The sequence below is a fragment of the Allobosea sp. BK604 genome, assembly GCF_004341515.1.
In the GTDB taxonomy this organism is placed as follows: domain Bacteria; phylum Pseudomonadota; class Alphaproteobacteria; order Rhizobiales; family Beijerinckiaceae; genus Allobosea.
This window is the reverse complement of sequence record NZ_SLZF01000007.1, coordinates 218,698-238,591: the sequence shown is the minus strand read 5'-3', so window position 1 is coordinate 238,591 and position 19,894 is coordinate 218,698. Positions and strand designations below refer to the sequence as shown.

At 65.8% G+C, this 19,894-nt stretch carries 22 protein-coding genes; 7 read left to right on the top strand and 15 right to left on the bottom strand.

The genetic code is table 11. The features are described from left to right. Positions 1–64 precede the first annotated feature (64 nt). The 8 genes from EV560_RS22300 to EV560_RS22265 form a co-directional block, all read right to left on the bottom strand. Positions 65–1,717 (bottom strand): SpoIIE family protein phosphatase, encoded by a 1,653-nt coding sequence (locus tag EV560_RS22300; RefSeq protein ID WP_131858017.1) that lies wholly within the window; start codon positions 1,715–1,717, stop codon positions 65–67. A gap of 120 nt (positions 1,718–1,837) precedes the next feature. Further along, complete coding sequence (locus EV560_RS22295; protein ID WP_131858016.1) at positions 1,838–2,164, bottom strand: cupredoxin domain-containing protein; 327 nt, start codon at positions 2,162–2,164, stop codon at positions 1,838–1,840. Next, entirely contained in the window at positions 2,161–3,345 is a 1,185-nt protein-coding gene (locus EV560_RS22290) for a cytochrome-c peroxidase (RefSeq protein ID WP_131858015.1), read from the bottom strand. Before EV560_RS22290 ends, EV560_RS22295 begins: the two co-directional genes overlap by 4 nt. A gap of 20 nt (positions 3,346–3,365) precedes the next feature. Then, positions 3,366–4,484 (bottom strand): hypothetical protein, encoded by a 1,119-nt coding sequence (locus EV560_RS22285; RefSeq protein WP_131858014.1) that lies wholly within the window; start codon positions 4,482–4,484, stop codon positions 3,366–3,368. Beyond that, on the bottom strand, positions 4,484–5,026 hold the full coding sequence (locus EV560_RS22280) for a c-type cytochrome (protein ID WP_165923579.1): 543 nt from the start codon (positions 5,024–5,026) through the stop codon (positions 4,484–4,486). Before EV560_RS22280 ends, EV560_RS22285 begins: the two co-directional genes overlap by 1 nt. A gap of 354 nt (positions 5,027–5,380) precedes the next feature. Next, entirely contained in the window at positions 5,381–6,625 is a 1,245-nt protein-coding gene (locus EV560_RS22275) for an MFS transporter (RefSeq protein WP_131858012.1), read from the bottom strand. Continuing rightward, complete coding sequence (locus EV560_RS22270; protein ID WP_131858011.1) at positions 6,622–6,996, bottom strand: hypothetical protein; 375 nt, start codon at positions 6,994–6,996, stop codon at positions 6,622–6,624. The genes EV560_RS22275 and EV560_RS22270 overlap by 4 nt, the downstream gene beginning before the upstream one ends. A 3-nt stretch (positions 6,997–6,999) precedes the next feature. Further along, on the bottom strand, positions 7,000–9,225 hold the full coding sequence (locus EV560_RS22265; protein WP_131858010.1) for a TonB-dependent receptor: 2,226 nt from the start codon (positions 9,223–9,225) through the stop codon (positions 7,000–7,002). A 255-nt stretch (positions 9,226–9,480) separates the two neighbouring features. Between EV560_RS22265 and EV560_RS22260 the strand changes: the two genes are divergently transcribed. Then, the gene (locus tag EV560_RS22260) at positions 9,481–10,494 is read left to right on the top strand and encodes a helix-turn-helix transcriptional regulator (RefSeq protein ID WP_131858009.1); all 1,014 of its coding nucleotides are present in this window, start codon (positions 9,481–9,483) and stop codon (positions 10,492–10,494) included. Between the two features lie 104 nt (positions 10,495–10,598). Here EV560_RS22260 and EV560_RS22255 read toward each other — a convergent pair whose 3' ends face one another. The 3 genes from EV560_RS22255 to EV560_RS22245 all read right to left on the bottom strand — a co-directional run bounded on the left by EV560_RS22255 (position 10,599) and on the right by EV560_RS22245 (position 12,323). Continuing rightward, positions 10,599–11,108, bottom strand: a complete 510-nt coding sequence (locus EV560_RS22255; RefSeq protein ID WP_131858008.1) for an SRPBCC family protein — start codon at positions 11,106–11,108, stop codon at positions 10,599–10,601. Further along, positions 11,086–11,451 carry an ArsR/SmtB family transcription factor gene (locus EV560_RS22250; RefSeq protein ID WP_131858007.1) on the bottom strand — a complete coding sequence of 122 codons (366 nt, stop codon included), beginning with the start codon at positions 11,449–11,451 and terminating at the stop codon, positions 11,086–11,088. The genes EV560_RS22255 and EV560_RS22250 overlap by 23 nt, the downstream gene beginning before the upstream one ends. An 89-nt stretch (positions 11,452–11,540) precedes the next feature. Then, on the bottom strand, positions 11,541–12,323 hold the full coding sequence (locus tag EV560_RS22245; RefSeq protein ID WP_165923578.1) for an IclR family transcriptional regulator: 783 nt from the start codon (positions 12,321–12,323) through the stop codon (positions 11,541–11,543). Between the two features lie 153 nt (positions 12,324–12,476). On the opposite strand from EV560_RS22245, the gene EV560_RS22240 reads away from it, so the two are divergent. From EV560_RS22240 to EV560_RS22220, 5 genes are all read left to right on the top strand, one after another. After that, positions 12,477–13,139, top strand: a complete 663-nt coding sequence (locus tag EV560_RS22240) for an amino acid ABC transporter permease (protein WP_131858005.1) — start codon at positions 12,477–12,479, stop codon at positions 13,137–13,139. Continuing rightward, positions 13,136–13,786, top strand: coding sequence for an amino acid ABC transporter permease (locus EV560_RS22235; RefSeq protein ID WP_131858004.1), 651 nt, complete (start codon positions 13,136–13,138; stop codon positions 13,784–13,786). The genes EV560_RS22240 and EV560_RS22235 overlap by 4 nt, the downstream gene beginning before the upstream one ends. Further along, positions 13,773–14,504 (top strand): amino acid ABC transporter ATP-binding protein, encoded by a 732-nt coding sequence (locus tag EV560_RS22230; RefSeq protein ID WP_131858003.1) that lies wholly within the window; start codon positions 13,773–13,775, stop codon positions 14,502–14,504. The genes EV560_RS22235 and EV560_RS22230 overlap by 14 nt, the downstream gene beginning before the upstream one ends. A gap of 42 nt (positions 14,505–14,546) precedes the next feature. After that, a complete protein-coding gene (locus EV560_RS22225; protein ID WP_131858002.1) occupies positions 14,547–15,329 on the top strand; it encodes a transporter substrate-binding domain-containing protein in 783 nt (260 codons plus the stop codon). Positions 15,330–15,516: 187 nt separating this feature from the next. Then, complete coding sequence (locus EV560_RS22220; RefSeq protein ID WP_131858001.1) at positions 15,517–16,554, top strand: succinylglutamate desuccinylase/aspartoacylase family protein; 1,038 nt, start codon at positions 15,517–15,519, stop codon at positions 16,552–16,554. A 224-nt stretch (positions 16,555–16,778) separates the two neighbouring features. Here EV560_RS22220 and EV560_RS22215 read toward each other — a convergent pair whose 3' ends face one another. The 3 genes from EV560_RS22215 to EV560_RS22205 all read right to left on the bottom strand — a co-directional run bounded on the left by EV560_RS22215 (position 16,779) and on the right by EV560_RS22205 (position 18,929). Beyond that, the gene (locus EV560_RS22215) at positions 16,779–17,171 is read right to left on the bottom strand and encodes a c-type cytochrome (protein ID WP_131858000.1); all 393 of its coding nucleotides are present in this window, start codon (positions 17,169–17,171) and stop codon (positions 16,779–16,781) included. An 87-nt stretch (positions 17,172–17,258) separates the two neighbouring features. Further along, the gene (locus tag EV560_RS22210; RefSeq protein ID WP_131857999.1) at positions 17,259–18,536 is read right to left on the bottom strand and encodes an NAD(P)/FAD-dependent oxidoreductase; all 1,278 of its coding nucleotides are present in this window, start codon (positions 18,534–18,536) and stop codon (positions 17,259–17,261) included. Positions 18,537–18,560: 24 nt separating this feature from the next. Beyond that, positions 18,561–18,929, bottom strand: a complete 369-nt coding sequence (locus EV560_RS22205; protein ID WP_131857998.1) for a c-type cytochrome — start codon at positions 18,927–18,929, stop codon at positions 18,561–18,563. A gap of 178 nt (positions 18,930–19,107) precedes the next feature. Between EV560_RS22205 and EV560_RS22200 the strand changes: the two genes are divergently transcribed. Then, positions 19,108–19,629, top strand: a complete 522-nt coding sequence (locus EV560_RS22200; RefSeq protein ID WP_131857997.1) for a hypothetical protein — start codon at positions 19,108–19,110, stop codon at positions 19,627–19,629. A gap of 24 nt (positions 19,630–19,653) precedes the next feature. On the opposite strand, the gene EV560_RS22195 is transcribed toward EV560_RS22200, so the two are convergent. Then, a complete protein-coding gene (locus EV560_RS22195; protein ID WP_131857996.1) occupies positions 19,654–19,848 on the bottom strand; it encodes a DUF6494 family protein in 195 nt (64 codons plus the stop codon). Positions 19,849–19,894 lie beyond the last annotated feature (46 nt).

Here is a 19,894-nt window from a genome sequence, read left to right as displayed (position 1 = left end):
ATGACTTTACGACACCCCGGCCGCTTTACGGCCGCGGCATGAATAGCCGTTCGATTTGCTAGGGTCAGACCGGCTGGGCGAGTTCGGCGCCGTCGCGGCCGGCAGCGACCGCCATCGGCGCCACGGGCGGGCCCTTATAGCGCACGACGAGATAGGTCATGTCGTCATGCTGGGGCGCATCGCCGACGAAATCGCTGACCGCGTCGGTGACGTTGGAGACGACGATATCGAGCGACTGGCGATGGCTCTCAGAGAGCGAGGCGAGCAGCCGATCGACCGTGAATTCATGGCCCTCGCCATCCATCGCCTCGGAGATGCCGTCGGTATAGAGGAAGAGCGTGTCGCCGGCCGAAAGCGTGACGCTGCCTTCCTGGTAGGTCAGGCCGGCCATGATGCCCATCGCCATGCCGCCGGTCTGCGGCAGCTGGGTGACCTCGCCATCATCCTTGACCACGACCGGCGGGTTGTGGCCGCCATTGGCGTATTGCAGCACGCCGGTGCGCAGGTTGAGGATGCCGTAGAAGACGGTGACGAACATCTCCAGCGGGTTCTGCTCGCACAGGATGCTGTTGGTCTCGGCCAGGCATTCGCCGGCGGAGCGGCGCTCGCGGGCGCTCGCCTGCAGCACCGTGCGCGAGATCGCCATGAAGAAGGCGGCCGGCACGCCCTTGCCGGAGACGTCGGCGATGACGAGGCCGATCTCGTCCTCGCCGATGATGAAGAAGTCGTAGAAATCGCCGCCGAGCTCGCGAGCCGGGCGCATGATGGCACGGCCGGAATAGCTCGGATGCTTCGGCATGCGCTGTGGCAGCATCGCGCCCTGGAGCGAGCGGGCGATGTCGAGCTCGGTCTCCATGCGATGCTGCGACTTCTCGAGAAGCTCGTTCTTGGCGGCAAGATCATGCGTGCGCGCCTCGACCTCGGCCTCGAGCTCTTCCTGCCGGCGCTGCACGTCGACTGCCATCTTCTGGAAGACGCGGGCGAGCGAGCCGAGCTCGTTGCGCTGGACCGCGACATGCTCGATCGAGACCGGCTCGAACTTGCGGCGCTCGACATCACGCGCCGCGAAGGTCAGCGAGGCGATCGGCAGCGCGATCTGCCTTGCGACCAGGAACGCGAGATAGATCAGGAAGGGCATCACCGCCGCGACCGCGACCGCGACCATGATGGTGACGCGCTGCGTCCGTTCGAGCGCGGCGAGATCGTCCGCAGCCAGGCGGTCGACGAAGGCGGTCAGCGTCGCCAGTGACTCGCGCATCGCCGCCTCGTTACGGGTCTCGTCGACATTGCTGAGGATCGCGGCGCTGGCCTTGTCGCCCTGGAGCCAGGCCTTGAAAATATCCTGCGAGACCTGGCGCGAACGGTCCAGACTGGCGATGAAGGAGGTCACGACCTCGCGGACGCCCTCGTTCGTGATCGAGCGGAAGACGTCGATCGAGGTGTCGGCCAGCTTCTGGTCGATCGCGTCGAAGGCGGCGAAGGCCTTCTCGACCGCCTGCGTGTTGGAATCGGAAGAGACGCTGCGCACCAGCGAGCGGCTCTGCTCGAAGAGCACGACCAGCGTCGAGACGTTCTTGTTGACGAGGAGCGCATTGTCGAAAATCGAATGGCTGGCGCGCGACATCGAGGCGACGCCATAGACCGCGACCGAGGCGACGAGCGCCGCGATGAAGATCCCGAGCGCGACCAGGCCGTAGAGTTTACGCTTGACCGTCATTTTCACCGATGATCCTCGTGGCACGTATCCAGCCGGGCACAGGACCGCACGAATATGACAGTTGCACGCATGGACATGCGCGCTCACCGGGTAAGCTGATGATTTGCTGTGCGCCGCGGCCTATTCGACGGTGACCGAGAGGCGCATCGTCGGATGGATGGCGCAGCGGACATCGACCTGGCCGGCCGCGGAGAAGGTGACGTTGGTCTTCGAGCCCGGACGCTGGGCCTTCAGGTCGAAGGCGTTGCCGGGGCTTTCCGAGAAGACGTTATGGGTGCCGGTATCGTCGTTGATGAAGACGATCTCGTCGCCGACCTTGAGGGTGAGCGTGCGCGGCGTGAATTGCTGGCCCTTCTGCGTGACGGTGAATTCCTTTGCCAGCGCGGGCGAGAGGGCAATGGTGCCGGCGGCGAGCAGGGCCGCAACGAAAACTCCGGTTCTGGTCATGGCTGTTGCGCCTCCTCCGTGGTTGCCGTGCCGGCCGTGCTCGCCGTCCTGGCGTCGCGCGGGCCGGGCGAAAGCGTGCGCATGAAGGCGACGAGGTCGCTCTTCTCCTGCGCGGTCAGGCCGAGCGGGAACATGTCGGGCGACAGGCTCGGGCGCCGGACGCCGCCGCGATCATAATGCTCGACCACCGCCTCCAGGCTGCGCACCGAGCCGTCATGCATATAGGGCGGCCGGTCGGCGACGCCGCGCAGCGTCGGCGTCTTGAAGGCGAAGGCGAGGCTCTCGATCTGCGGCTTGATCTTGCCGCGGCCGCGATCGCTCGTCGCGGGCAGGCCGATATCGCGAAAACCCTCGTCGGTGAAGCGCCAGCCGGAATGGCAGGCGAAGCAATTGGCCTTGCCGTTGAAGAGCTGGAAGCCGCGCAGCTCGGCGGGGCTGAGCGCCTTGTCGTCGCCGTTCACCCAGCGGTCGAAGCGGGTGGCGGGCGAACGCAGCGTGCGCATGAAGGCGGAGAGCGCATGCGACACGGTTTCCGGCGTGATGCCGTAATCCGGATAGGCCTTCTGGAAATCCGCGACGTATTCGGGCAGGCCCTGCAGGCGCGCGACCATGGCGTCGAGCGGCAGGCCCATGATGTCTGGCGAGGCGATCGGCCCGTTGACCATGCTCTCGAGCGAGTCCTGCCGCCCGTCCCAGAGGAAGCTGCTCTGCCAGGCCATGTCGTAGAGGGTCTGCGAACGGCGCGGCATCGGCACGCCGTTATCGGCGACAGGCTTGGCGCGCAGATCCGACCAGGCGGCGCGCGGCTCGTGGCAGCTCATGCAGGAAATGCTGCGCTGGCGCGACAGCTCGCGGGAGCGGAAGAGCTTGTCGCCGAGGCTGACGATCGCCTCGGAAGCATGCGCATCGGATGGCAGGGCAGCGGGACGGCGATAGGCGGCGCGCAGGGCAGCCGTGCTCGGACGGCGCGCCAGGGCGCGCGCCCTCTGCTCCTGCGCCTCGGGGGTCAGCGCCAGGCTCGCCTGCGCGACCTCGGGCTGCGAATCCTCGACAATGTCCTCCAAGGTCGAGCAGCCGGCGACGAGCGAGACCAGCAGCGCCCCGGCCAGCATGGAGACATGCCGGCGCCGGGCCGCGCCGCGGCCCCTGCCCTGTCCCGCACCGTTGAGCTGCTGATCCATCGGCCGTCGATCCCCCGCCTTCAGCCCCAGCTGCCGTAAATGAAGCCGTGCAGGCCGTAGTACATCGTGAAGAACAGCAGCAGGTAACCGAGATAGGTCACGACCGCTTCCGCGCCGCCGATCATGAAAGACGGAATATGGTTCTGGAGGACACGATTGACGATCGTATTGCCGTTCATGACCATGACCGCCAGCGAGGCGATGATCATGCTATGCCCAACTGCGTCGATCTTGCCGAAATCGATGATGGCGGCGAGGAAAATCACCAGAAGCATCGCAGCGACCAGCCTTTGACTGGTGCGTCCGTACAAGAGCAGGAAGGATGCGACGAACTCTACAAAGCCGGCTAATATCATATAGACGCGATGGTCGATGCCGAGAGTGATGCGCTCATGTTGCGCGAGCAACGGCATGGTCCACGCCCCAAAGGCCCATTTCTCGACGGAAGCCCAGAGTAGTGTCTGAGCCATGGCGACGTAAAGGATCGACAACGCGTAAGGTTGGAGCCGCTCGATCTTCAGCGACTCGATGATGAGATAGGCCGCAATCCCGAGGAAGAGCGGATAGTCCATCAGGTGGAAAACGCCATAATCCGCGATCGCGATTGCGTAAAGGACGAAAATACCTAAGCCGGCTATCCAAACTGTCCGCCAGGACAGTGTCGACAGCGCCAGGACCAGCTGAAACCAGGAGATCGCCTCGATATCGGTCTTCAGCTCCGGGGTCAGGATGATGCCGCCGAGCACCCAGAGACAGAGGAAGAAAGCGCCGAGGCAGATCCTGAGGATGTCGGAGGAGAGCGGCTTCACCGCCACGAAGAGGTTCTCGATGATCTCCTCGGGCAGGAACGCCTCGATCGTGCGGTCGCAAATATAGACCGTCAGGATGAAGAGGGCGGACAGCGCAAGCACGATCAGGAACGCGCCCGAGAAGACTTCCGGCAGCGGCAGCGGGCTGGCCGCGACATTATAAGCCGCAAACCATTTCACATGCGCCTCGGCCCGGCCACCGAGCGCAGGCAGCAGGACCAGGGCGCCGAGCAACCCGCGCCCGATGCCGCGCGGCGGTCCGAACAGGCTTGCAGGCGCGGCAGGCAGAGCCGCGAAATCGACGCGGCGTCTCGATGCGGCAAGCAGCATCAGCTTCGACCTGCCGCAGCGGCGGCACCCGCCTCGCCCGGAGAGCAGGTCGCGGGGAAGACCCAGTTGGGATCGAGGCGTCGCAGCCGCTCCTGCTCGGGCCACCAGGCGGCGATATAGGAGAGCACGGTCACGATCTCCTCATCCGACAGCGCACCGCGAAAGGCCGGCATGCTGATACGGCCTCCCGGCGCGCGCGAGCCGGCCGCAACCCGCTGATAGAGATCGACATCGCTGTGATTGAAGGCATGGCCGGTTTCGTTGAGCGCCGGCGCGCGTTGGGCATCGGCCTGCCAGCCCGGCGCGCCGCCGAGGAAGGCGCCGTGGCAGGAGGCACAATGCTGGCGATAGAGCGCGAAGCCCGTCTCGAGCCGTTCATGCGAGAGCGGCTCGATGAAGCTCGCGCGCTCGATGCGGCCACGCTGCGAGAGCAAGAGCCCGGCTGCAGCCACCAGGCAGAGCAAAGCCGCGAAGGCAAGCCCGCCCGCCCAAAGCAGCGACTGCTCGCCCTGCTCGCGCCGGGATTCGACCGAACCGCCCACTCTCGGCTCCAAAACACCAGAGCCGGATGACATGGAAAGAAGCCGCGACGGGGCGGTTTCATGTCATGTCTGAATCCGTCTCTCACCAACAATTTGGAGCATGATGTCGCCCGAAAACCGGTTCCCACTTTTCGGCATCATGCTCCAGACGCTGTGCGGAGTTTCGGGTGAATGGCGACGTGTTTCGACGTGCTTCGGCCCGGATGCGTCACCAGCAGCACATGACGCATGGAAAGCTGGCTTAGCAGCGGTTTTTAACTGTTATGTTGCAATGGCGCGGACGGCAGTTCTTCCCCCTGCGACATATCGTTCCGTTACGACAGGGGCCGGAAGGTCTGTGGGGACGGGCCGCTATCAGGCAGGCGCGTGCCGCGCGGCCCCGGTCCTGGCGATCAGGCGCAGCGTGACGAGGACCGCCAGCGCCGAAATCGCGGTCGCGAGCGAGAACAGGACGCCATAGCCGAGCGTATCGGCGAGCTTCCCGGCCAGCATCGAGCCCGCGAGATAGACCAGCAGCTGGGCGCAGGCGAGAATGGTGAAATCCGTGCCGGGCTGGTCAGAGCTCGTCACCGCCATGAACAGCGAATAGAGCGCGACGATCTCCATATAGCGAATCAGCGTCTGGAAGCCGGCGGCGCCAAAGAGCGGCCAGGCGCCGACCACCGCGCCGAAGGCGTGGCAGGCGAAAAGCAGGAAGCAGAGCGTGCGCAGGCTGCCGAGCAGCGCGAGCACGAAGCCAAGACCGCGCCTCTTCAGCAGCCAGGCCGCCAACACGGAGCCACCCAGGCCAGCCGTCGTCGCCGAGATGCCGGAGAGATAGCCGATCTGGGTCAGCGGCACGCCGGCATCGACCAGGTAGGACCCTTCCATCGCCTTCACCAGGCCTTCGCTCGCCCGGTAGATCAGCGCGATCCAGAGGATCTGCCGTGCTTCAGGGCGCTTCAGGAAAGCGCGGATCGAGGGGCGCCTGGCGGCAACATCCGGCACCGGATCGTCCTCGCGCATCACCGCCGCGGCGATCAGCGGCAGCAGCGAGATCGCGGCGATGGTGAGGAGCATGCCGGTCCAGCCGATGTGATGGTAGAGCACCAGCCCGAGCGTGCCGCCGATGACGACGCCGAAGGCGATCGAGCCGCCCTGGATGGCGTTGCCGATCGGCCGGTCGGACTCCGGCAGGTATTTCGCGGCATAGCCGTCGGTGGCGATGTCCTGCGTCGAGATCAGCAAGGAGGCGATGAAGCCGATCGCGATGATGCCGGTCACATTGGTGGGGGTGATGGCGAGCAGGCCGAGGATGCAGAGGATCACGCCGGTCTGCGTGATCAGGACCCAGCCGGCGCGGTGAGCCCGGGCGAAGGGGCGGATGCGGTCGACCCAGGGCGCCCAGAAGAACTTGATGACCAGCGGCAGCAGCAGGATGCTCATATAGCCGATGGCGGTGCGGGAGACGCCGAGCTCGCGCATGATCGGCGGCAGCGCGGCGACGAAGAGATAGGACGGGATCGCCTGCGCCAGATAAAGCCCGCCGAGCACGGCGAAGAGCCGGTAGCGGGCCCTTGTCGAAGCCGATCCGGCCATGGCGATACCGGTCGCGCTCATGCCGCTTTCGCCTTGTGCCGGAGCAGGAAGGCGCGGCCCGCCGCCTCGTCCAGCTCGAGGCTGATCGGGAAGGGCCAGAGCTTGCGGAAGGTCTCGGCCATCTGCTCGTTGGCGCCCGGCCGCACGATGGCACAGGCGCCGCAGAGCCGGCCGAAATGCGCCCGGGTCGCCTTGAACCAGAGCGCCTGCTCGCGCTCGCCCTCGCGTGAGAGCTTGCCGCCGCCGCCGAAGATGGTGAGCAGCAGGAAGGGCTCGTCGCGCCGGCCGATCTCGGCGAGCGCATCGAGATAGGCGCGCTCGTCCTCCGCCTCATAGGGCGGCAGGTAACGCAGGGTGACGACCGAATCGGCGCCGGTTTCGAGGCTGACCATGGTTCAGAACGTTTTGCGGAAGCCGAGGGTGATGGTGCGGCCCCAGGCATAATTGGCGAGGTTGCGCACCGAGGTGCCGGTCGGGTTCTGGTAGGTGCGGTCGAACAGGTTGTTGACCGCGAGATAGGCCTCGCCCGCCCAGACCGGCGCGGTCAGCGCGACATTCATCGTCGCGGCGCCCTTTAGCCTGTAGCGCGTGCCGTTCAGGTCGATCGCGACATTGCGGTCGGAGAAGGCCTCGCCCTCGACGCGCAGCTGCATGCCGTTCACGAACTTGTAGCTGCCGTAGAGCATGCCGCGCCAGGGCGAGCCGATGCGGTTATTGGGCAGGCTGCTGTCGAGCCTACCGTCGCCATTGGTGTCGTAGCGGCCTTCACGGAACGAAAGCACGGTGCCAAGGGTGAAATTATCGGTCGCGGCATAGTCGCCGGTCGCCTCGACGCCCCAGATGCGCTCCTTCTGCTGCGAGAGCGTGTTGGTGATCTGGTCGAAGGTCACACCCTCGTCGGAGGTGCTGATATAGCCGGAGAGCGAGCCCTTGAAGCGGTCATAGCTGCCGCGGATGCCGATCTCGTAATTGTTGACGATCTGCGCTTCAGGCGCGATCGAGGCGTAGCTCACGGTGCTGCGGCTCGTGGGCAGGCAGTTCGGCGTCGCAACCGGGCAGGCATAGGCGGTCGAGATGCCGGCACGGCGGGTGAAGGCGCCGACATCCGGCAGCGCAAAGCCCTGCGAGAAACCGCCGAAGAGCTCGCTCGTCTCGGTCAGCTTGACGGTCGCGCCAAGATTGCCGGTCAGGGCCGAATAGTCGAAATCGCCGCCGATGACGTTGAGCGCCGGCAGGACGAAGGCCTGGTAGCCGAGCGGCGTGCGGGCGGCGACCGCGGCATAGGCGGCCGGGCGGGTATAATTGCTGACCGAGAGCGCGAAATGCTCGTAACGCAGGCCGCCGCGGACGACGACGCGCTCGCCGATCGGGATCTGGAGCTGGCCGAAGCCGGCGAGCGTATCCTGCTGCAGCGGCGTGAAGACGTCCTGACCGTTGGTCAGGGTCTGCCAGGTCTTTTCCTTGATGTAGTCGCCGCCCCAGGTGAATTTCGCGCCGGGCAGGAGCCGGTCGAGCGGCGTGTCGACGGTGACGTTGACGCCGCCGCGCTGGGAATAAAGCGTGGTCTGGTTGGCCGGGCTCGTCGGCGAGGCCGGGTTGAACGAGTAGTAGACCTGGGAATTATAGGGGTAGGAGAAGGTCGAGAAATTGAAGCGCTTCTCGATGTCGTTGTAGAAGCCGAGCACGCTGAGCTTGCCGAGCGCGAAATCACTGTCGCTGTAGCGAAGCGAGAAGGACTTGGTGTCCTCCAGCACGCTGTCGCCGGTATAGGGCGCCGTCCGGTCGGGCCGGGCGAAGGGCGGGGTGTAATTGGTGAGATATTTCGGATCCTGGTTGAAATAGAGCCAGTTGACCGAGCCCTCGATCCGCTTCGAGGCGTCGAAATCATAGCCGAGCTTGGCGAAAAAATTGCCCTGGCGATAGCGGTCGCCGCCGCCCTGGCCGAGCAGGCCGTCCGACGGCAACTCCCGCCCGGCGCCGTCATAGGTGCGACCCGCCCCCTTGCCCGTGCCGGTGATCATGTAGTCGAAGCCATTCGGCACCTTGCCGGATACCGTGACCGAGGCCTCCGGCGCGAGCGAGCGGCCGAGGCTTTCGGTGAAGCCGCGGATCGCCGTGTTGACCGAGACCGTCGGCTTGCCGTCGGTCGCCTTCTTGGTGATGAAATTGACCGTGCCGCCGGTGGCGCCGGCGCCATAGAGGCTGGAGGCGCCGGCGACGACCTCGATGCGCTCGACGCTGTTGAGGTCGATCAGCGCGAGGATGCGCGAGACGTCACGCAACGGCGTGTTCATCGGCACGCCGTCGAGCAGGACCAGCAGGTCGCGGCCGCGATAATTCTCCGAGGCGCTGGAGACCGTCTGGGTCGGCATCGAATAGCCCGGAACGAGCTTGGCCAGCGCGGCCGCGGCGCTCGAGCTCTGCTTGAGCTGGTCCTCGATCTGCTCTCGGTTCAGCACCTGGACCGATTGCGGCACGTCGGCGATGGCGCGATCGGCACGCGCGGCGGTCACGGTGATCTCGTCGAGCTCGATCGGCGCCTGCGGCTGGGCTTGCGCCAGCGCGGCGGAGGAGACGACCAGGGCCAGAAGGCTGGAGGAAAAAGCAAAGGTGCTGCGCATCGATCTCGAACCTGCGAGGCCATGTAAGCGGCCAGTCAAATAAAGCGGCGGTCTCCGCAGCAAAGAATTACTTTCACTCGAATGTATTCAGTCTTGTTTGGAATTGTTTTAAATTAGCAATCCCATTCCTGATACGGAGTCTAGTAATGCTTCGTAGCGCCCTCCAGTGAATTCTTGTATCGTCGCGATAGAGGCTTAATCTTGGACGGGCGCGAACTCGTCCTTGGACTGCAGCGAAGCAAAGCAACGACGACGATGGATGTGGCGGACGCGACACGGCCCGGCCTTGCCGAAGAGGATGATGAAGCGCTGGCGCCGCTCTGGCGCATCTCCGACAGCCTCAGCCGCCAGGAAGCGCAGGCCCTGTCGCACCGCTTCCTCGGACGCTCGGCGGCGCGCGAGACCATGGCGGCCGGGGCGATCCTGCCCTTCGGCGCCAGCAGCGTCCTGACGACGCGGCCGGAGCTCGGCCTGATGTCCTGCTTCCACCCGGCGGGCCACTGGCGCTGGCCGGACGCCGCGCTCGGCCAGGTCTCGCGCTATCTGCTGCTGCGGCCGGCCGACGGGCGGGTGATCATCGAGCATGACGGCCGCCGCACCATCCTGCGGGCGCGCGAGGCGCTGATCGCCGAAGCCCGGAGCGAGCTGCGCTTCACCTTGCTCCAGGTCGGCCGGCTCGACCTGATCCAGCTCGAGACGGAGCGGCTGCAAGGCTTCATCACGCCCCTGGAAGCCCGGCTGATGCAGCCGGTCGCGCGCGGCAACCGCGCGCTGCAGGCGCTGGCCAATTACGGCGCACTGCTGCTGCGCGGCCTGCTGCCGCTGAACTCGGCCGAATTGCAGGGGCTCGCCATCGCCCATATCCACGATCTGATCGGCGCGATGCTGCGCGACCGCAGCCCGGCCCAGCCGGCCAATCCGCTCGACCGGCGCGCGGCGCGGCTCGGGGCGGTCAAGGCCGATATCGAGACGCGGCTGGAGCGGCGCGATCTCAGCATCGAGACGATCGCCAGCCTTTATGGCGTCAGCGCGCGCTCGATCCAGAAGCTGTTCGAAAGCGAGGCGCGCACCTTCTCGGAATATGTGCTGGAACGCCGGCTCGAACGGGCCTGGTACAAGCTGATCGCGTCGGACGAGTCCGGGCTGACGATTTCCGGCATCGCCTATGAGGTCGGCTTCGGCGACCTCTCCTATTTCAACCGCTCGTTCCGCAAGCGCTACGGCCAGTCGCCCTCTCAGCTTAAGAGCAACGCTGCCCACTTGAGCTAATCGCCGACACCATCATTTCCGCACCGTGAATCGCGGCGTGAGGCGAAGCGGCGGGGCAGCGCAAGGAACCGGCCATGAGATCGACCTCATGACCGCCCCACGCTTCAGCCTAGGGTCGCGAGAAGCTCGTCCAGCTGCTCGAAGGTCTCGCTGAACCCGCTCGTGCTTCCGGAGGCGATGGCGGCGTCGAGAGCCTCCTTCGACGGATAGAGATCGTGCAAGGTGACGACGGTCTGTCCGGCCCGCTCCTCAAAGGTCACCGTGGTCACCGCCCCTCCGTCACCGCCTTCCTCATTCGTCCAGACAAGGCGGGAATGCGGTATGACTTCGATGTAGCGGCCGAAGAACGCCATGGGCTGCTCCGAGGCCGGATGGCCGAATACGAAACGGTAGGTGCCGCCCGTGCGGACATCGGCCTCGCAGGAGATGAAGGATATCCCGAACGACTTCGGCGCCCACCAGCGCTGGAGCAGTTCGGGCCTGGTCCAGGCCTCGAACACGATGCGCGCGGGGCCGTTGAAGGTCCGCGTGACGACCAGTTCACGCTCGGACGCCCGCTCGACCGTCGTAGGACTCTTCCCGGAGGTGGGCTCACTCATTCCCTTTGCGTCCATCGACCTCTTCCTTCTGTTTCAGTTCCTTGACGATTGTGTCCAACTCGTCGAACCGTGAGGCCCAGAGCTGGCGATATCCCTCGATCCAGGCCGCCTCCTCCTCCAGCCCGCCCGGACGCAGCTTGCAGGTCCGCACGCGCCCGACCTTCCTGGTGGTGACGAGCCCCGCCTGCTCGAGGACGCCGACATGCTTCTTCATGCCCGTGAGGGTCATGTGGAATGTCTCGGCAAGCTCGGTGATCGAAGCGTCCGCACGCCCGAGCTGCTCCAGGACGCCGCGCCTTGTGGCGTCCGAGAGCGCGGCGAACGAGGCGTCGAGACGGGCTGTCAAATACTGAACCATATGGTTCAGTATTTAGCGCGCAAACGGGCCGCACGCAAGTGGGCCGAGCGTGCCGGGTTCAGCTGCGGCTGGGTTGGTGAGTCGACGGCCTAGCTATAGGCGAGGCGCAGGCCTGCCTCGTGGCAGCAGGCCTTGAGTGCCGTCAGGATCGCCTTCTCGTCGGTCGTGACGCCGTGGCGCTGCAGGCAGGGCACGAGGATCGCAGCCTGCGCCTGGCCTGCGGGCCCGATAACCGGGCAGGCGATGTCGGTGACAGCGAGAATGTCGCGGCTCGGCGCGATCTGGTGCCCCTGCGTGACGATCAGGGCCAGCGCCTCCTTGATCTCGGGCCTATCGAGCCTCGCCTGCTCGGCCGGATCGTCCCGCATCAGCGAGCGGCGGCGCGCCTCGGGCTGGAAGGCGAGGATGAGCCGGCCGGAATTGGCCTCGAGCGCCGGGCGGCCATAGCCCGGCCGCACAGTCACGGTCGCGTCGAGATGGCCGGAGGTGGTGGCGAGCACCACGGTCTGCGCCCGGCTGAGCACGACGAGATGGGCCGCCTGCCCGCTCTCCTCGCTGAAACGCTCCATCAGCGGCAGTACGACCGAGGTGAGCTGGCGCCCGCTCGGCGACCTGATGCCGAGATCGAACAGGCGGCGCGAGAGCGCGAGCCGGTCGGTGCCGGCCTCGCGCACGAGATAGCCGCGCTGCTGCAGCACGAAGACCATGCGGAAGATCTCGCTCTTCGAGCGCTGCAGGCGCTCGGCGATCGTCCGCGTCGACAAGGGCTCGCCGACCTCGGCCAGCAATTCGAGGATGTCGAGACCCTTCTCCAGGGCCGGAGCGGCGTAGGAGGCCTTGTCGCCGTTGTCGCTGTCCGGGAGATCGGCCATGTCGTCTTGTTTCATATATGAAGCTTGACATCAAATAAGAAGCCAACCTAGCCTCTCCGTAAAGAGGGGAAACATGACGCGACTGCCTGCCATTCCGAGCCACGAATCCGCCTGCGCGAGCGCCGCAGCCATGATCCGGCCGGTCTGAACGCGATGAAATACGGGCTGCAGTTTCGCGACATCTTTGCGGCCTGGGAGTCCATTCTCGACGGCGTCCTCACCACGCTGCTGCTCTCGGCCTGCACCATGGTGGGCGGGCTCGTCATCGGCGTCGCCTGCGCGGCAGCGAAGGTCTATGGGCCGGGCTGGCTGAAGCGGATCGTCACTGTTTATGTCGAGGTCATCCGCAACACGCCGCTCCTGGTGCAGCTCTTCCTGATCTTCTTCGGCCTGCCGAGCTTCGGCCTCAGGCTCGACGGGCTGACGGCGGCGATCATCGCGCTCGTCATCAATCTCGGCGCCTATACGACCGAGATCGTGCGGGCCGGACTGGAGGCGGTGCCGAAGGCGCAGGTCGAGGCCGGGCATTCGCTCGGGCTCTCCGGCCTGCAGGTCTTCCGCTATATCGTGATGTTCCCGGCGCTGAAGGCGATGTTCCCGGCGCTCGCCAGCCAGTTCGTGCTCTTGATGCTGGCGACCAGCGTGGTCTCGCAGATCTCGGTGCAGGACCTGTTCCACGCCGCCTCGATCGTGCAGTCGCGCACCTTCCGCGATTTCGAGGTCTATACCGTGATCGGGGTGCTCTATCTGGGCCTGGCCTTCGCCTTCCGCGGCCTCTTCGCCGGCATCTACTACATGGCGTTCGTCAGGCGATGATCAGGACATTCGGCACCATCGATGTCCTGTACCTGATCGCCGCGGCGCGCTGGACGCTGGCGCTGACCGCGGCCGCCTTCGCCGGCTCGGCCGTGATCGGGCTCATCCTCGCCCTCGCGCGGATCTCGCCGATCGCGCCGCTACGCTGGTTCACCGCCGCCTATATCCATGTCGTCCAGGGCACGCCGCTGCTGGTCTGGCTGTTCCTGATCTTCTTCGGCCTGCCGCTGATCGGCATCTCGGTGAATCCGTGGCTCGCGGCCGCCGTCGCCTTCTCGATCTATGGCAGCGCTTTCCTGGGCGAGATCTGGCGAGGAGCGTTGATCTCGATCGCCAAGACGCAATGGGAGGCCGGCGCCTCGCTCGGCCTCTCGCTCTACGAGCAACTCCGCCACGTCATCGTGCCGCAATCGATCCGCGTCGCGATCCCGCCGACGGTCGGCTTCCTCGTCCAGCTGATCAAGAACACCTCGCTGGCGGCGACGATCGGCCTGGTCGAGCTCACCCGCGAGGGCCAGCTCACGGCAGCCGGCACCTACAAGCCCTTCGCGGTCTATATCACCGTCGCCTGCATCTATTTCGCGATGTGCTTCCCCCTCACGCAATGGAGCCGCTCGCTCGAGCGGAGGCTCGATGTCGCTCGTTGAAATCCACGGGATCAGCAAGAGCTACGGCACCGTTCAAGTGCTGAAGGATGTTTCGCTCGACATCGCCAAGGGCGAGGTCGTGGCGGTGATCGGCCGCTCCGGCTCCGGCAAGAGCACGATGCTTCGCTGCATCAACGGGCTGGAGCCGATCCAGGCCGGCTCGATCAGCGTCGACGGCGTCAAGGTCAACGATCCCAGGACCAACCTGCGCAAGCTCAGGCAGGAGGTCGGCATCGTGTTCCAGAGCTTCAACCTGTTCCCGCATCTCTCGGTCAGCGACAACATCACCCTCGCCCCGCGCGTCGTGAAGAAGCAGGCGCCGGATGCGGCCCGCGAGGTCGCGCGCGAGGTGCTGCGCCGGGTCGGGCTCGAGGAGAAGCTCGACGCCTTCCCCTCGCAGCTCTCGGGCGGCCAGCAGCAGCGCGTCGCCATTGCCCGCTCGCTGGCGATGCGGCCCAAGGTCATGTTGTTCGACGAGGTCACCTCGGCGCTCGATCCCGAGTTGACCGGCGAGGTGCTGAAAGTGCTCGAATCCGTGGCGAAGGAGGGCATGACCATGATCCTCGTCACCCATGAGATGGGCTTCGCGCGCCGCTTCGGCTCACGCGTGGTCTTCATGCACGAGGGCAGAATCCACGAAGAAGGCCAGGCCGCGGCGGTGCTCGCCGAGCCGAAGACGCCCGAACTGCAGACCTTCCTCAGCGCGGTCCTGCACTGAGGAAGCCGTTTCGTATCAGTCGTTAACGAGGGGAGAAACATCATGCGTTCATTCTTCGCCGGTCTCGCAGCCCTGGCCGTCGCCGCCTTCGGCTCGGTCGAGGCCCATGCCGACAAGCTCCAGGACATCCTGCAAAAGGGCGTTGTCCGCATCGGCGTGCCGCTCGACGCGCCGCCATTCGGCGCGCAGGACGCCAACCGCAACCCGATCGGCTTCGATATCGAATTCGCCGAGATGGTCGCCAAGGGTCTCGGCGTGAAGCTGGAGATGCAGCAGATCACCGGCGCCAACCGCATCCCGTTCCTGATGACCGACAAGGTCGACATCGTCATCTCGGTGCTCGGCCTGACCCCCGAGCGCGCCCGGCAGGTGATGTTCACCGCGCCCTATGCCAACACCTTCCTCGCCGTCTTCGGGCCGAAATCCTCGAACGTCACCAGCCCGGAGACGCTCGGCTCGACCCGTATCGCCGCCGCCAAGGGCACGACGCAGGAACTCGCGATCAGCGCCGCCGCGCCCAAGGCCAACCTGATGCGCACCGAGGACGACGCCACCGCAGCCGCGGCCTATATCACCGGCCAGGCCGATCTGATCGCCACCAACAGCATCGTCGCGCAAGCGCTCGCCAAGCAGAATCCAAACAAGGAATTCGAGCGCAAATTCGTCATTCGCCGCAGCCCGGCCCATATGGCCGTGCAGATGGACCAGCACAATCTGGTGCGCTGGCTCGACAGCTTCATCTTCTTCAACACGATGAACGGCGAGATCGACCGGCTGCACAGGAAGTACCTGGACATGCCGATGGACCCGCTGCCGACGCTGTGAACGGCCGAGAGCGTCATTCTCGGGCGTAGCGAAGCGCGGACCCGGGAATCCCTTTCAGAACGGGGCGCTCTTCCGTCCCGAGATGGTCGGGTCAAGCCCGACCAAGACGCACTCCGAGCCGCCCCCTCCTATGGGAGGGGGTTCTCCGTGCTCATCCCTGAAACGCGATCATATCCACGAGCCCGCCATGACTAGCCCCCGCCCAAAGCCTACGCCCCGCCCCTCCTCCGCCTTCCTCACGGTCGATCCGGAGCGCGACGGCAAGCAGGTCGGCTTCCTGATGATCCCGCATTCGCCCGATGACGATGCCTGGGGTGCAACGCGCATTCCCGTCGCTGTCATCAAGAACGGCTCGGGGCCGACCGCGATCCTCGAGGGCGGCAACCATGGCGACGAATACGAGGGGCCGATCACGATCTGCGACATGATCCGCGATCTCGATCCCGGGCGGGTGCAAGGACGGCTCATCCTGATGCCGGCCAACAATGTCCATGCGGTGATCGCAGGAAAACGCACCTCCTCGGTCGACGGGCTGAACTTCAACCGCAGCTTCCCGGGCGATCCGCGCGGAACGATCACGCAGCAGATCGCAGCCTATGTCAGCGACCATATCCTGCCGCTCGGCGACGCCTTCCTCGACCTGCATTCGGGCGGCTCCTCGCTCGACATCATCCCGAGCGCAATCGTCGAGCCGACGGACGACCCCACCCTGCACAAGCGCAATGTCGCGGCCGTGCAGGCCTTCGACGCGCCGATGACGGTGGTGATCAGCAATCTCGGCGAGCCCCGCACCGCGACCGCGACGGCCTGCCGGCAGGGGCTGGTCACGGTCGGCACGGAGATGGCGGGCGGCGGCACGGTCTCGCTGGAGGCGCTCAAGGTCTGCCGGCGCGGCGTCGCCAATGTGCTCGACCACCTCGGCATCGTCGCCCACGAGACGCCGGAGCCGAAGCGCGGCGACAGCACCATCCTCGAGCTGCCGGGAACCGCGGCCTATGTCTACGCTTCGGCCGACGGCATCTTCGAGCCGTTCCACGCCAATGGCGAGAAGGTCAGCACCGGCCAGCCGGCGGGACGCATCCACTGCACCTGGGACCCGACGCGGCCGCCGGAGCTGCTGCACTACGCCGCCGACGGCATCCTCTACGGCCGCCGCCAGCCGGGCAGGGTCAGGCCGGGCAATTGCTGCCTGATCGTGGCCGCGCCCTACAAGGGGACGCTGTAGTCAAGACCACGTCAGCCCGGACAAGAGCCGAATCCGATCCGATCGCCTCACGATCAGATCGGCGCGTGCTCTAGCGCATTTTCGAGCGAAGTGGATGCCGGTTCGCGTGAAGAAAATGCGTCAAAACAGATAGATAGAGCATTTTTGCGATTCGAAGAAACGCGGAAATGCTCTAGCCTTGCGGCGGCGCCGCTTCGCTGCGTCCGGGATGGCGATCCGGCTGCTCAGATCTTCTTGCCGTCCTTGTCGAACTGCTTGAGGAAGGCGGTCAGGTCCTTGATCTCCTGCTCGTTCTTGATGCCCGCGAAGACCATCTTGGTGCCGGGGATCTTTGCGCGCGGATCCTTGATGTATTCGGCGAAGGTCGCCTCGTCCCAGGTGATGTTGGCGCCCTTGTTGGCGTTGGAATAGCTGTAGCCCTCGACCGCGCCGGTATGCCGGCCGAACAGACCGTTCAGGACCGGGCCGACCGTGTTCTTCGCGGTCTCGCCGATCTGGTGGCAGGCGCGGCACTTGTTGAAGGAGCGCTCGCCCGCGGCGACGTCCTGGGCGTTGGCGGAGGTCCCGAGCAGCATTGCGGCGGTCAGGAGCGTGGCGCTGGCAAGAATCGCTTTCATCGTCTGTCCTTCGTCGGCGAGTAAGCCCGCACACAAACGTGCGGGGTTCACATAAGTTCGAATCGTTCTAAGCGGCAATTGCGGCCATCACGTAAACATGTCCGCGGTGATGGCGGCGTACCAGGCGGTGTTCTCGGCCTGGGTCTGCTTGCGGACCTCGTCGCTCTCGCCGGGCTGCGAGATGAAGGTATCGATCGCGGCGATGCGCCCGTCCCTCGGCTCATAGCGGCCGCCGACCTTGATGGCGTCGTCGGTGTCGACCAGGCTCCAGCAGGTGTTGAGATAGCGGGCCGGGAAGCTCGGGCCATTGGCCAATTCGCTGCGCACGATCATTGCCGCGACCTTGGCCTGGTTATTGGCCGAGAAGGCCGATTTCGGCATGTCGCCAGCATTGCAGGCATCGCCGAGCACGAAGATGCTGGGATCGGCGGTCGATTTCATCGTCGCCGGGTCGATGGCGCAATAGCCGCCCGCCGGGGCGAGCCCCGCATCGCGCGCGATCTGGCCGGCCATCTGGGCCGGAATGACGTTGACGAAGGCGCAGTTCTCGTAGGTCTCGAAGCCGGTCACGACCGTGCCGGTCTTCGGGTCGACCGACTTGATGCCGTCATGCACCTTCGGGCCGAGCCATTCGATCATCGCGCCATAGCGCTTTTCCCAATCGGGCTGGAACACGCCCTGCTTGGAAAAGCTCTCCTTCGGATCGAGAATGACGATCTTGGCCTGCTTGCGGTTCGTCTGCATCAGCACATGCGCGAACATCGAGGCACGCTCATAGGGGCCGGGCGGGCAGCGATAGGGATTGGGCGGCGCGATCATCACGATGGTGCCGCCATCGGGCACCGCGTCGAGCTTCTCCCTGATCAGCTGTGTCTGCCGCCCCGGCTTCCAGCCATGCGGCATGATCTCCTCGGCGGCCTGCGACCAGCCGGGCACGGAATCATATTTCAGGTCGATGCCGGGCGAGAGCACCAGACGGTCATAGGGAAGGCGGCGGCCATCGCTCAGCACGACCTCCTTCTTCTCGCGATCGACCTGGGTGGCGCGGGTGCGGGCGAGGATGATGCCATAAGCCGAGACGAGCGTGTCATAGCGATGGACCAGCGCGTCATAGGGCTTGAAGCCGCCGATATAGAGGTTGGAGTGGAAGCAGGTCTGGTAGGTCTCGTCCTCCTCGACCAGAGTCACCGCGATTGCGCCGCCTGCGTCCCTGGCGATGTATTTCGCGGCGGTCGCGCCGCCCGGACCGCCGCCGATCACGACGACGCGCGGCTTGGCCTGGCCGAGCACGGCGGGCGCCGTGAGCGTGCTCGCGGCCAGGAGGGCGCCGGAACCGGCAGCCAGATCGCGTCGGGTGAGTGTCATCTGCCTGTCCTCCGCATATCGGTCTCAGGGCTTTGGCGTCAGCGCGCCGAAATAGGCGGCGAGCGCGGCCATGTCGTCGCGGCTCAGGCGCGCGGCAATGGTCTGCATCACCTGGTTCTCACGTTCCTTGCGGCCATACGCCTCGAGAACGGCGACGAATTGCTGTTGCGGCCAGCCGATGATCGGCGGGATGCCGCCGGTGGAGCGGCCCGAAAGCTGGTGGCACGAGGTGCATTCGGAGGAGAGATATTCGCCGAGCGCCTTGTCCCCGGCCGCCTGCGCGGGCACGGCCGCCAGCAGGGCAGCGACCAGCAGGGCGGAGCCCGCCGGCGGGCTTTCCCTGTCGCGCCCCTGTCTCCAGCCGTCGTTCAACCGGACACCCTTTCGCAGCATTCGCTTCGCCCACCGACACCGCGCGCCGCAACCGACGCAGACAGCGATGCCACGGAACTAAGCTTCTTTTTGGAAGAGTTCGTAGCTCCGATCTTTCACGATCCTGTCAGGCCGGCGCGAGCGGGGGAGCCGCATATCGGCCCTTCATCCAGCGCCTGCGACAGCGTAAGAGAGCGCCATGACTGCAGCGCCACCGCCAAAACCGGGACAATTCGGCCTGCGCCGGGCCGTCCTGCTCGTTGTCCAGGGCGTGCTCTCCGTCCTGATCCTGCTCGACGAGCTGGTCCGTCCGCTCTACCGGCCGATCGCGGACTGGGTGGCGCAGCGACGCTTCGTCGCGCAGGCGGAAGCGGCGATCGCCCGGATGCCGCGCCTCGCCATCCTGCTCACCCTGGCCGTGCCCTTCGCCGTCGCCGAGCCGCTGAAGCTCATCGGCCTGTTGCTGGTCGCGGACGGCAAGATCGTCTCCGGCGCCGTCATCCTGATCTTCGCCTATCTGGCAAGCTTCCTGATCGTCGAGCGCATCTACCATGCCGGGCGCGACAAGCTGCTGACCTATCGCTGGCTCGCCTGGACGATGGGCAACGTGGTCGCGCTGCGCGAGACGCTGCTGGCCTGGCTCAGGGCGAGCGCGGTCTATGCCGCCGCGATGCAGATGCGCGATGCCGTGCGGCGCTGGTGGCGCGAGAGCCGCGCCTGACCGAAGGCCCGGCTCCGGAGCCGGTCAATGCAGATCGATCGTCGTCTCGACGACATGCTTGAGCGCGGGTGCGTCTTCGGAGGTCAGGGTCATGCGCAGCCGCAGGCTGCGTCCTTCGCCCGCCCCTTCCCGCACGATGCGCTCGATCTCGCGCTGCGAGGTCACGCCCACTTCCTTCAGGAATTTGCGGACAGCCATGTTGAAACGGTCTTCATTCATGGTCGGTCTCCAAAGTCGCGTGGCGAACCCACCGCCCGCCCAAGGT